Annotated in this window: 8 protein-coding genes and 1 riboswitch; of the genes, 3 read left to right on the forward strand and 5 right to left on the reverse strand. The window is 75.8% G+C overall.

Annotated features, from left to right (window positions below; translation table 11 throughout):
* Positions 1 to 454: 454 nt before the first annotated feature.
* From cobO to cobC, 3 genes are all read left to right on the forward strand, one after another.
* Positions 455 to 1,069, forward strand: a complete 615-nt coding sequence (cobO, locus tag ACYVGT_RS06375; protein ID WP_460855478.1) for a cob(I)yrinic acid a,c-diamide adenosyltransferase — start codon at positions 455 to 457, stop codon at positions 1,067 to 1,069.
* Positions 1,063 to 2,535, forward strand: coding sequence for a cobyrinate a,c-diamide synthase (locus ACYVGT_RS06380; RefSeq protein WP_460855479.1), 1,473 nt, complete (start codon positions 1,063 to 1,065; stop codon positions 2,533 to 2,535). Before cobO ends, ACYVGT_RS06380 begins: the two co-directional genes overlap by 7 nt.
* Positions 2,536 to 2,602: 67 nt before the next feature.
* Positions 2,603 to 3,646, forward strand: a complete 1,044-nt coding sequence (gene cobC, locus ACYVGT_RS06385; protein ID WP_460855480.1) for an Rv2231c family pyridoxal phosphate-dependent protein CobC — start codon at positions 2,603 to 2,605, stop codon at positions 3,644 to 3,646.
* Between the two features lie 404 nt (positions 3,647 to 4,050).
* On the opposite strand, the gene ACYVGT_RS06390 is transcribed toward cobC, so the two are convergent.
* From ACYVGT_RS06390 to ACYVGT_RS06410, 5 genes are all read right to left on the reverse strand, one after another.
* A complete protein-coding gene (locus ACYVGT_RS06390; RefSeq protein WP_460855544.1) occupies positions 4,051 to 4,782 on the reverse strand; it encodes a cobalt-precorrin-6A reductase in 732 nt (243 codons plus the stop codon).
* 62 nt (positions 4,783 to 4,844) lie between these two features.
* Complete coding sequence (locus tag ACYVGT_RS06395; protein WP_460855481.1) at positions 4,845 to 6,332, reverse strand: cobyric acid synthase; 1,488 nt, start codon at positions 6,330 to 6,332, stop codon at positions 4,845 to 4,847.
* A gap of 82 nt (positions 6,333 to 6,414) precedes the next feature.
* Positions 6,415 to 7,176: a precorrin-6A synthase (deacetylating) gene (gene cobF, locus ACYVGT_RS06400; protein ID WP_460855482.1), complete on the reverse strand. Its 762-nt coding sequence runs from the start codon at positions 7,174 to 7,176 to the stop codon at positions 6,415 to 6,417.
* Positions 7,177 to 7,447: 271 nt separating this feature from the next.
* Positions 7,448 to 11,038 (reverse strand): cobaltochelatase subunit CobN, encoded by a 3,591-nt coding sequence (gene cobN / locus ACYVGT_RS06405; RefSeq protein ID WP_460855483.1) that lies wholly within the window; start codon positions 11,036 to 11,038, stop codon positions 7,448 to 7,450.
* Positions 11,039 to 11,072: 34 nt separating this feature from the next.
* Positions 11,073 to 11,196, reverse strand: a riboswitch (cobalamin riboswitch).
* 120 nt (positions 11,197 to 11,316) lie between these two features.
* Positions 11,317 to 12,183: an SAM-dependent methyltransferase gene (locus tag ACYVGT_RS06410; protein WP_460855484.1), complete on the reverse strand. Its 867-nt coding sequence runs from the start codon at positions 12,181 to 12,183 to the stop codon at positions 11,317 to 11,319.
* Positions 12,184 to 12,241 lie beyond the last annotated feature (58 nt).

Below are 12,241 nucleotides of genomic sequence, written 5' to 3' on the forward strand. Positions count from 1 at the left end.
CCGCGGCAGGTCACCGTGGAGCCGCAGAGGGCTCCCGCTTCCGTGCGGCTGCTGAGACGGAGAGGCCCTGGGGCGCCGGTGGCCGCGGGGTCGCGGTCGGAGAACGGTCGGCGTCCCCAGCAATCCAGGGCTGCTGCAGACCCCACGCAGGCATCAGCGGCCGAGCGGTGCCCGCCGGCGGCAGCGCCGATCTGCCGCGCCACCGCACCGCCGGCGATGGTCGGGCCCCGGATGCGCGTCCACCGGGCAGTCCCCGCGAACGTCCGGACGCCCGCGGCCTCGGGTCCGAGGCCCCAGGGCCGTCGAATCCCAGGGTGGCGCGAGGCGGGCCCGGGGCTCCCGAGCGCGGAGCGCCCGGCTGCGCGGGCGCCCGGTTCTCCGCCTCGAATCCGCTTCCGCACTCCTGCACACCCTCCGCACCACCGCGCCGAACACCGAAGGGCAGGGCCGCCTGATGCCGCAGGGACAGCCGAGCAGCGTTCCCGACGACGGGCTCACCACGCGGCAGCGGCGGAACCAGCCGCTGTTCGCCGTGCACACCGGGGACGGGAAGGGGAAGTCGACCGCCGCGTTCGGGCTCGCCCTGCGCGGATGGAACCAGGGGTGGCGGATCGGCGTGTTCCAGTTCGTCAAGTCCGCCAAGTGGCGCATCGGCGAGCAGACCGTGCTGGAGCGCCTCGGGAAGCTGCACGAGGAGACCGGCGAGGGCGGCCCGGTCGAGTGGCACAAGATGGGTTCCGGCTGGTCGTGGATCCGCAAGGAGGGCGCGGAGGAGGACCACGCGGCCGCCGCGGTCGAGGGCTGGGCCGAGGTCAAGCGGCGCCTCGCCGACGAGCGGCACGACCTGCTCATCCTCGACGAGTTCACCTACCCGATCGCGTGGGGCTGGGTGGACGCCGGCGAGGTGGCCGACACCATCGCCGCGCGCTCCGGCCGCCAGCACGTCGTGATCACCGGACGCCGCGCCGACGAGCGGCTTATTGACGCGGCCGACCTCGTCACCGAGATGACCAAGGTCAAGCACCCGATGGACGCCGGGAGGAAGGGCCAGCGGGGGATCGAGTGGTAGCCCGGCCCGCCTCCTCCGCAGCGCCGCACCCGCTCCCGCGGCTGATGATCGCGGCGCCGATGACGGGCCAGGGCAAGACGACCGTCGCGACCGGCCTGATGGCCGCGCTGCGCGCAGCGGGGCACACCGTCAGCGGCCACAAGGTCGGACCCGACTACATCGACCCCGGCTACCACGCCCTCGCCACCGGCCGACCGGGCCGCAACCTCGATCCGCACCTGGTCGGCGAGGAGCGCGTCGCGCCCCTTCTCCTGCACGGGGCGCGCGGGGCCGGAGCCGCCGTCATCGAAGGAGTCATGGGCCTGCACGACGGCCGGCTGGGCACTCGCGGGTTCGCCTCGTCGGCGCACGTCGCGGCGCTCACGCAGACGCCGGTCGTGCTGGTCGTCGACGTCGCGCGCATGTCCCGTTCGGTGGGCGCGCTCGTGCAGGGGATGGCCGACTACGATCCAGCGGTCAACGTCGCCGGCGTCATCCTCAACCGGGCCGGATCCGCGCGCAACACCGACGAGATCGTGGGCTCGCTGCGGCTTCCGGTGCTCGGCGTGGTCGGCCGCGACGAGCGGATCGCCCGCCCGTCGCGGCACCTCGGCCTCGTCCCCGCCGCCGAGGACGAGGGCGCGGCGGCCGGCGTCGTCGCCCGGCTGGGCGAGCAGATCGCTGCGCACGTCGACACCGACGCGCTGCTCGACATCGCCCGGAGCGCGCCGCCCCTGGACACGGACCCCTGGGACCCGCTCACTGCCCTCGGTGCGACGGGTGCTCCCGATAGCGCCCTCCCCGGAAAGCCCGGCACCGCAGGCCGCGGCGGAGCGCCCGGCGGCACCCGCCCCGTGCTGGCCGTCGCCGGCGGCCGCGCGTTCACCTTCCACTACGCCGAGACCGCGGAGCTGCTGGCCGCGGCAGGGTGTCGTGCCGCCCCCTTCGATCCCCTCACCGACACGGCCCTCCCGCCCGGGACGCGCGGCATCTACCTCGGCGGCGGTTTCCCCGAGGTCCACGCGGCGGACCTGGCGGCGAACAGCCGGCTCCGCGCCGAGCTGCGCGACGCGGTCGCCGCCGGCGTGCCGACCGTGGCCGAGTGCGCGGGCCTGCTCTACCTGGCCGCTTCCGTGGACGGAACGCCCATGGCGGGGGTGCTCCCCGCCGATGCCCGGATGGCCGACCGGCTGACGCTGCGCTACCCGGTGGCCGTCGCCGCGGCCGACACCCTGCTGACCCGCGCTGGCGAGGAGGTGGGCGCACACGAGTTCCACCGCACCCGCCTGACCCCGGGGGCACCCGAGCGCGGCCCCTGGACCCCGGCCTGGACCGTCGGCGGCGCCCCGGAAGGCTTCGCCACCGCCACCCTGCACGCCTCCTACCTGCACACCCACTGGGCGGGGCACCCTCGTCTCGCGGCCCGGTTCGCGGCGGCGGTGCATGCTGCGGTGCCGGCGGCCGGCCCGGAGGGGGCTGCGGTGTAGAGAGGGACCGGCGGCCGGCGCGGAGCGGAGCCGCCGCGCAGAACCGACAGGGAGCAGGAGCAGCGAAGTGAGCACAGAAGTGACCGGGGCCGTCGCCGACCCGCTGCGGCACCACGGTGACGTGGAGGCGCGGGACGGGCTGGTGGACCTGGCGGTGAACGTCCACCCGGGCGGCCGGCCCGCATGGCTGGACGCCGCGCTGCACTCCAGCCTCGACCACGCGGCGTCCTACCCCGACGCCGGACCCGCGCGGGAGGCGATTGCGCGCGCCCACGGGCGCGCCCCCGGCGAGGTGCTGCCGACCGCCGGCGCCGCCGAAGCGTTCACCCTGCTTGCGCGGCTGCGGCCGTGGCGGCGCCCGGTCGTGGTGCACCCGCAGTTCACCGAGCCGCACGCCGCCCTCGAACAGGCCGGCCACACCGTCACGCCGGTGCTGTGCCGGGCCGACGACGGCTTCGCATTCGACCCGGCCGCGGTCCCCGGCGACGCCGACCTCGTCGTGGTCGGCAACCCCACCAACCCCACCGGTGTCCTGCATCCGGCCGAAGCGCTGCGCCGGCTCTGCCGGCCCGGCCGCCTCGTCGCCGTGGACGAGGCGTTCATGGACGCCGTCCCCGGCGAACCCGAGTCCCTCGCCCCGGAGCGCATCCCCGGCCTGGTGGTGCTGCGCAGCCTCACCAAACTCTGGTCGATCCCCGGTATCCGCGCGGGCTACGCCGTCGGGGACGCCGCGGCGGTCGCGGAGATGGCGCGCGCGCAGACACCGTGGTCGGTCTCCGGCCCGGCCGTCGCGGCGATGCTCGCCTGCACCGCTCCCGACGCCGCCCCGGAGGCCGAGCAGCGGGCCCGCACGCTCGACGGCTGGCGCGCCGCGCTGGAGACGGGCCTGCGCGGCGCCGGCGCCGCAGTGGTCCCGTCGCGCGCCCCCTTCGTGCTGGCCGACGTGGGCCAGGGCGTGCACGCCGCGCTGCGCGACCACGGCATCGCCGTCCGCCGCGCCGACACCTTCCCCGGCCTCACCCCCTCCTGGATCCGCGTCGCCGCCCGCCCGCCCGAGACCACCCGCCCCCTCCTCGACGCACTCGCCCACCCGCGGAAAGCGGCCGGCTGAAGGCGGAAGGCAGCCCCGTCCGGTCCCGGCGCGTCGCGGAAGACGCGCACCGGACACGTGGAACGCTACGCCGGCCCCGCGTCCCGCTCCCGGGCTTCCCCAAGGCTGTGGATAACCGGACGCCGGGCGCAGAGAGCCGCAGGCGGCTTCGCCGGCAGAGAAGCAGAAAGAACCCCGACCGCAGGCAGAACGCGGCCTCCGCTGCGTGCCAGGACGCCGTCCTCGGGGGCCGAGCAGGTGTCCGCGTTCCTGGTCGGCCCAGGCCGCGCCGGCCCCGAGCCGGGACCGGGCGCCTCAGCGAGTACCAGCCCGATGGGGAAGACGCTCGAAAGGGCCGTCGGCTTGAGTCCTAGCCGTCGACTCGCCCGTTGCTACGGGCAGGCCAGCGAATGCCTTCGTAACCGTCAGCGTGAGGCCTGCGCGTCCACCCATTCGCGGGCGGCGGACGGCTTGTGCACGACCGGGACCCCCGCCGGGGCCTCGGGGCGGCGGATGATGACGACCGGGGTGCCGAGGGTGCGGGCGGCGGCCATCTTGGGCCAGGTGTAGGTGCCGCCGGAGTCCTTCGTGATGAGGACGTCGGCGCCGTGGCCGGACATCAGGGTGAGCTCGCCGTCGTAGGTGTAGGGGCCGCGGCTGCGGACGATGCGCCAGTGGGGCGGCGGGGCGGGGTCGGGGTCGTCGACGACGCGGGCCAGCACTGCGCGGCCGCCCAGGGCGGGCGCGAAGCGGGCGAGTTCCTGGCGGCCGACCGTGATGAACGGCCGCTGTCCCAGGCCGGCGGCCATCCGGGCGGCTTCTTCGTGGCTTTCGGCGTAGTGCCATGACGGGTCGGGGTCCCAGCCCGGGCGCTCCAGGCGCAGCAGCGGGGTGCCCTCGGCGGCGCAGGCGGCGACGGCGTTCGCGGTCATGCCGAGGGCGAAGGGGTGGGTGGCGTCGACGGCCGCGTCGTAGTCGGCGAGCGCCGCGCGCAGGCCCGGCACGCCGCCGAAACCGCCGATGCGCACCTTGCCCTCCGGCAGCCGCGGCCGCGCCACCCGCCCGGCCAGCGACGACGTGACGTCCACGCCCGCCGCCACCAGCGCGGCGGCAAGCTCCCGCGCCTCCGACGTGCCCCCCAGCAGCAGCACGCGCAGACCTCCGCGGGCGTGCGCCGGAACGCCGCCCGGAGCGGCCGCTCCGGCCTGGTCCGGATTCGTCATCGCGCCGCCTCCGGGTGCGGGTCGGGAAGGTGCGGCGGGGGGCCGCTCCGGGCGAGGTCGAGGAGCGCGCCGACGTCGAGGTGCGCTTCGACCAGGTCGGCGAGGCGGTCGATGCGGGCTTCGCGGGCGGCGGGGAAGCAGGTGCCCGACGCCGGCAGGCCGAGGGCCTCGCCGAGGAAGGCCGCGCGGAACGCGTCGTTCTCCAGCGCGCCGTGCCACAGCGTGCCGAAGACCCCGCTCGCGCGGGCTCCGTCCAGGAACCCCTCGGCACCGTCGCCGACCGCGACCCGCCCGTGGTGGATCTCGTAGCCCCGCACCGGTGCGCCCAGGGCGGTGCCGGAGGGCAGGCGGAGGGTCTTCTCGGCGGTGAAGTCGGTCCGCACGTCGAGCAGACCGAGCCCTTCGGCCGCCGCGCCCGGTGCCGCCTCGACGCCGTCCGGGTCGGCCACGGTGCGGCCGAGCATCTGGAACCCGCCGCAGATCCCCAGGACCGGCCGGCCCCGGCGGACGTGCGCGTGCAGGGCCGCATCGAGCCCGCGCGAGCGCAGCCACTCCAGGTCGGCGAGCGTGGACCGGGTGCCGGGGAGCACGACCAGGTCGGCGTCTGACAGGTCGCGCGGCTGCGACGCGAACACCACGTCCAGGCCCGGCTCCAGGCCGAGCGCGTCCACGTCGGTGAAGTTGCTGATCCGCGGCAGCCGGACCACCGCGACCCGCCGCACCGGCCCGGCGGAGCCGTCGGAGCGGCGGCCGTCCAGGTCGAGGGCGTCCTCGGAGTCCAGCCAGAGCCCGGGGTCCCACGGCAGCGTGCCGTAGACGCGCCGCCCGGTGCGCCGTTCCAGATCGGCCAGCCCCGGCGCGAGCAGGGAGTGGTCGCCGCGGAAGCGGTTGGCGATGAAGCCGGCGACGAGGTCCCGGTCGGCCTTCTCCAGCAGCGCCACGGTGCCGTACAGCGCTGCGAACATCCCGCCCCGGTCGATGTCGGCCACGACGACCGCCGGCAGGCCCGCGTGGCGGGCCAGCCCCATGTTGACGTAGTCGCCGGCGCGCAGGTTGATCTCGGTGGGGCTGCCCGCACCCTCGGCGACGACGACGCCGTACCGGTCCGCCAGGTCGTCGAACGCGGCGTGGGCGGCCTTCGCGAGGTGGCGGCGGCCGTCCTCCCAGCTCGACGCGGAGACCTCGCCGGCCGGATGGCCGAGGAGGACCGCGTGGCTGCGGCGGTCGCTGCCGGGCTTGAGCAGCACGGGGTTCATCGCCGGCTCCGGCTCGGCGCGGGCGGCAAGAGCCTGCACCCACTGCGCGCGGCCGATCTCTGCGGGGCGGCCGTCGGGGCCGAAGCAGACCATCGAGTTGTTCGACATGTTCTGCGCCTTGTACGGCGCCACCCGCACGCCGCGCCGCGCGAACGCCCGGCACAGCCCGGTGGTCACCACGCTCTTCCCGGCGTCCGACGTGGCGCCGGCGACCAGCAGTCCGCTCACGGGGCCCCTTCCTCGAAGTCAGCGGCCGACGGGCCGGCGGGTGCTGCGCTAGAGCGCGGGCGGTGCACAGACAGTCCCCCGGTCATGCCGCCGGCTCCTCCGGCCGGCGCAGCAGGGCCGTGTCCATCACCCATCCGGCGCGGGCGCGGGCGCGGGTGCGGGCCGCGTCGAGCTCCGGGAGCACCGCGTCGATCCGGCCGCTGACCAGCTCTTCGGATTCCGTGCCGAGGTTGGCGCCCCACCAGATGGACCAGTCGCCGGGCACCGGCTCGAAGCCGTGCCGGCCGGTCAGCATGGTGACGATCGCGCCGTTCCCCGCGGCCACCGCCTCGCCGAGCCGCCGCGCCGGCGTGATGTGCACGGGCTGGCCGACCCCGTGCAGCACGATGCGGTGCCGGGCGGCGAGCAGCTGCGGCGCCGCGATGCCCGGGATCACGTCGTAGTCGACGGCGACGGTGCCGCGCGCGGCGATCGCGGCCACGATGCGCAGCGTCGAGTCGTACAGCGACGGGTCGCCCCAGACGAGGAACGCGGCCGTTCCGCCGCGTTCGGCGAGCACCGCCTCGAACGCGGCGGTGCGCGCGGCGTGCCACTCGGCGACGGCCGTGCCGTAGCGGGCGGCATCCGTCGCGCCGTCCCGCTCCCGTTCGGCGTCCGCGACGGCGACCAGCGGCAGCCCGAACTCCGCGCACACGGCCGAGCGCAGGGCGAACAGCTCGTCGGACGCGCCGCCCGTGCCGCGCTTGCGGGCGGCCACGGCGTAGTCGCAGCCGCGCAGCGCTGCGGCGGCCTCCGCCGTCAACTGGTGCGGCCCCATGCCGATCCCGATGATCCGGACTCGCACGCCGCCCCCTTCCCGAACTCCCCGCCGGCCCTGCGCGGACTGCGCCGGCCGCCGTGCACACCCTGTGGACACCGCCTGCGCCCCGTTGGGGAACCGGTACCCGCGGCGGGCGGACGGCGCGCCGCCCGCCCGCGGCACACCGGTCCGGCCGGCGGTTCAGTCCACTGCGCCGGCATGCGGCGCAGCGCTGCGGGCCGCGGGCCAGGGCCGGCGCCGACCGCGACTCGGGGGGCGCGGCCGCCCGCGTTCCGGCGGGGTTCCGCGTCCCGGGTCACTCCGCGCGCTCCTCCAAGTCGCCCTCGACCTCCAGGTAGACCTCGGTGAGGGCCGTCAAGGTGGCCGGGTCGGGCTCGGCCCAGAGGCCGCGTCGGGCTGCCTCGTGCAGGCGTTCCACGATGCCGTGCAGGGCCCACGGGTTGGACCTGCGGAGGAACTCCTGCGTCTCCTCGTCCAGCACGTAGGAGGCGGCGAGCTGCTCGTACATCCAGTCGTGCACGACGCCGGCCGTGGCGTCGAAGCCGAACAGGTAGTCGACCGTCGCCGCCAGCTCGAAAGCGCCCTTGTAGCCGTGCCGGCGCATGCCGGCGATCCACCGCGGATTGACCACGCGGGCGCGGAACACCCGCGCCGTCTCGTCGGCCAGCGGGCGGGTGCGCACCGCGTCCGGCGACGTCGAGTCGCCGACGTAGGCCTTCGGATCGGCGCCGGTCAGCGCCCGCACCGTCGCGATCATGCCGCCGTGGTACTGGAAGTAGTCGTCCGAGTCGGCGATGTCGTGCTCGGCGCTGTCGATGTTCTTCGCGGCGACCTTGATCCGCCGGTAGTTCGCCCGCATGTCGTCGGCGGCCGGAACGCCGTCCAGCCCGCGCCCGTAGGCGTAGCCGCCCCACGCGGTGTAGACCTCGGCGAGATCGCGGTCGCTGCGCCAGTCACCCGACTCCACCAGCTGCAGGATCCCGGCGCCGTAGGAGCCGGGCGCCGAGCCGAACACCCGCGTCGTCGCGCGCCGGTGGTCGCCGTGCTCGGCCAGGTCGGCACGGGTGTGGGCGCGGACGAAGTTCTGCTCGTCGGGCTCGTCCAGGTCGGCGACGAGCCGCACCGCGTCGTCCAGCATGGCGACGACGTGCGGGAACGCGTCCCGGAAGAACCCGGAGATGCGGACCGTCACGTCGATGCGCGGCCGGCCCAGCTCCGCCAGCGGCACCACGTCCAGCCGGGACACGCGGCGCGACGCCTCGTCCCACTCCGGCCGCACGCCCAGCAGCGCCAGCACTTCGGCGATGTCGTCGCCCGACGTGCGCATGGCCGACGTGCCCCACACCGACAGCCCCACCGACTCCGGGTAGCTCCCGGTGTCGTCCAGGTGCCGGCGCAGCAGCGACTCCGCCATGGCCTGGCCGGTCTGCCAGGCGAGCCGCGAGGGCACGGCGCGGGGGTCGACGGTGTAGAAGTTCCGCCCGGTCGGCAGCACGTTCACCAGGCCGCGCAGCGGGGAGCCGGACGGACCGGCCGGGATGAAACCACCGTCCAGGGCACGCAGCACGTGGTCGACCTCGTCGGTGGTGCCGGCGAGCCGCGGCACGACCTGCTCCGCCGCGAACTCCAGCGCGGCGCGCACGTCCGCGTCGCCGTGCAGCGCCGCCGCAGCCGCGGGATCCCACGCGGCGGCCTCCATGCCTTCCACGAGCGCCCGCGCCTCGGCCTCGATCCGGTCGACCTCCCCGGTCGCCGCGCCGTCCTTCAGCCCCAGCGCGGCGCGCAGGCCGCGCACCGACGCGCCCGCTCCGCCCCACACCTGCGCGGCGCGCAGCACCGCCAGGACGAGGTTGACCCGCGCCTCGCCGCCGGGCGCCTCGCCCAGCACGTGCAGGCCGTCCCGGATCTGGGTGTCCTTGATCTCGCAGAGCCAGCCGTCGACGTGCAGCAGGAAGTCGTCGAACTCCTCGTCGCCGGGCCGCTCCTCCAGCCCTAAGTCGCGGTGCATCTCCGCGGCCCGCATCAGCGCCCAGATCTCGCCGCGCACCGCCGGCAGCTTCGCCGGGTCCATCGCCGCGATGTTGGCGTGCTCGTCGAGGAGCTGCTCCAGCCGCGCGATGTCGCCGTAGCTCTCGGCGCGCGCCATCGGCGGGATGAGGTGGTCGACGACGACGGCGTGCGCCCGCCGCTTCGCCTGCGCGCCCTCGCCCGGGTCGTTCACCAGGAACGGGTAGACGAGCGGCAGGTTGCCGAGGACCGCGTCGGTCGCGCACGCCGCCGAGAGCGCCGCGTTCTTGCCGGGCAGCCACTCCAGCGAGCCGTGCTTGCCCAGGTGCACGACGGCGTGCGCGCCGAAGCCCTGCTCCAGCCACCGGTAGGCGGCCAGGTAGTGGTGGCTCGGCGCGAGCTCGGGGTCGTGGTAGATCGCGATCGGGTTCTCGCCGAAGCCGCGCGGCGGCTGCACCAGCACGACGACGTTGCCGGCGCGCATGGCCGCCAGCACCAGCTCGCCCGCGTCGTTGACGTACAGCTTCCCGGGCGCGGGCCCCCACGCCTCCTCGATCGCGCCGGTGAGCGCCGGGTCGAGGCCGGCGGTCCAGGCAGCGTACTCCTCGCCGGTGATGCGGACGTGGGCGTCGGTGAGCTGGCCGTCGGTCAGCCACTCCTCGTCCTGGCCGCCGGCCGCGATGAGCGCGTGCATGAGGGCGTCGGCCGCCTCGGCCTCGTCCGGCAGGTCCAGGCCGGGCAGCGCGTCATCGCCGCCCAGGTCATAGCCCTCGGCGCGGAGCCGGCGCAGCAGCCGCACCATCGACCGGGGCGTGTCCAGGCCGACCGCGTTGCCGATGCGGGAGTGCTTGGTGGGATAGGCCGACAGCACCACCGCGATCCGCTTCTCCGCGGCGGGGATGCGGGAGAGGCGGGCGTGCGCGGCGGCGATGCCGGCGAGCCGGGCGCAGCGCTCGGGGTCGGCGACGTAGCGCGGCAGGCCGTCCTCGTCGACCTCCTTGAAGGAGAACGGGACGGTGATGATCCGGCCGTCGAACTCGGGGATGGCGATCTGGTTGGCCGAGTCGAGCGGCGTGGTGCCCTCGTCGTTGGCCTCCCACTCCGCGCGCGAGCTGGTCAGCGAGAGGCCCTGGATGACGGGGATGCCGAGCGCGGCCATCCGCTCCACGTCCCAGGACTCGTCGTCGCCGCCGGCGCTCGCCGTGGCGGGCGCACTGCCGCCGGCGGCCAGCACGGTGACGATCAGGGCGTCGAACCGGCCCAGCGCGGTGTACAGCTCGTCGGGGGCGGAGCGCAGCGATCCGGCGAACACCGGGACGCCGGTCGCCGTGCCGGTGGCGTCGATGGCGTCGGCCAGCGTGTGCGCGAACGCGGCGTTGCCGCCGGCCTCGTGCGCCCGGTAGTAGACGATGCCGATCCGCGCCAGCCCGTCCGCCGCGGGCGCATTGCGTTCGGCGAAGCCCCACTGCGGCAGCTCCAGCGGCGGCTCGAAGCCGTCGCCGGTGAGCAGCACGGTGTCGGAGAGGAACCCGTGCAGCCGCGCCAGGTTCGCCGGACCGCCCTCGGTGAGGTAGCGGTGCGCGTCGGTGGCCACGCCGATGGGCACGGTGGAGTGCTCCATCAGCTCAGCGCTGGGCTGCTGCTCGCCGCTGAGGACGACGAGCGGGGTGCCGCGCTCGCGCACCCGGGCGAGCCCGGGCCACAGGTCGTGCGGCGATCCGAGGAGGCGGACCACGACGAGGTCGGCGCCCTCGACGGCGGCGTGCAGGGCCGCGTCGGAAGTACGGGAGGGGTTGGCCCACGTGTAGCCGGCACCGCTGCCGCGTGCGGACAGCAGGTCGGTGTCGGACGTGGACAGCAGCGCGATCCGCGCCGTCATGGCGGCGTTCCTTCCTCGGGGTTCTCGCCCCATCGGCGGTCGGACTGCCGCGGCCAGTGTCTGGCTGCACCCGCGCCGAGCTTTCGGACGGGCGTCACAGTGGCGGAACCGCCCCGGAATCGCACCGGGTTCCTGCAACCGCGGACAGAGGCTCCACCCTAGGGGCCCCGTCCTGCCGCGCTCCACGCGGGGGCCCGCGTCGGCGCGGCCGGCACCGCGCCGCCCGCGTGCTGCGGCAGTGTGCGGCGCCGCGCCGCCCCCCCCCCCGCCGGAGGTGCTCAGCGCTTGCGGCCCACCCCGCCGTACTGGTCCATGCCGCCCGGCGCGCCCACCTCGGTCGGCTCCGGCCGCCACAGCGGGAGCGGCACGATGCCGGGTTCGACCAGCTCCAGTCCGTCGAAGCGCGCGGCGATGTCCTCCGGCGAGCGCAGCAGGTAGGGGAGGCCGCCCTGGGCGTTGCCGTGCTCCATCGCGGCGTTGTAGGCGGGACTGGTGTTGGTTCCGTCGTAGACGGCCAGGTAGCTGCCGGGCGGAAGGGCGCCGACGAGCCGGCGCACGGTGGGCAGCACGTCGCCGTCGGGCAGGTGGCCCAGGATTCCGAGGAGGAGCAGCGCGACGGGGCGGTCGAAGTCCAGCGTCTCCGCCGCGCGGGCCAGGATGGTGTCGGGGTCGCGCAGGTCGGCGTCGAGGTAGGCGGTCGCCCCCTCCGGGCTGCCCGCGAGCAGGGCGCGCGCGTGCGCGAGCACCAGCGGGTCGTTGTCCACGTAGACCACGCGCGAGTCCGGTGCGAGCGACTGGGCGACCTCGTGCGTGTTGTTCAGCGTCGGCATCCCGGTTCCGACGTCGAGGAACTGCCGGATGCCCGCCTCCTGGGCCAGGTAGCGCACCACCCGGACGAGGAAGGAGCGGCCGGCCCGCGCCAGCGCGGTGATCTCCGGGAACGACGCAGCGACCTGGTCGCCGACCTCCCGGTCGATCGGGTAGTTGTCCTTGCCGCCCATCCAGTAGTTCCAGATCCGCGCGGAGTGCGGCACCGAGGTGTCGATCGCCGGCTCGGCGGGCGACGACTGCGCCGCGGCCGGCTGGAAGGGCGGCGCGCCCTCCGTGAGGCCGTCCTGTCCAGTGGGGGTCGTGCCGTCTGCCATGGGGGTCCTCACTCGGTACGTCGCGCCGTCAGGTCCGGAAGCGGGGCCCTGCCGCCGG

Source organism: Nocardiopsis coralliicola, assembly GCF_054779695.1.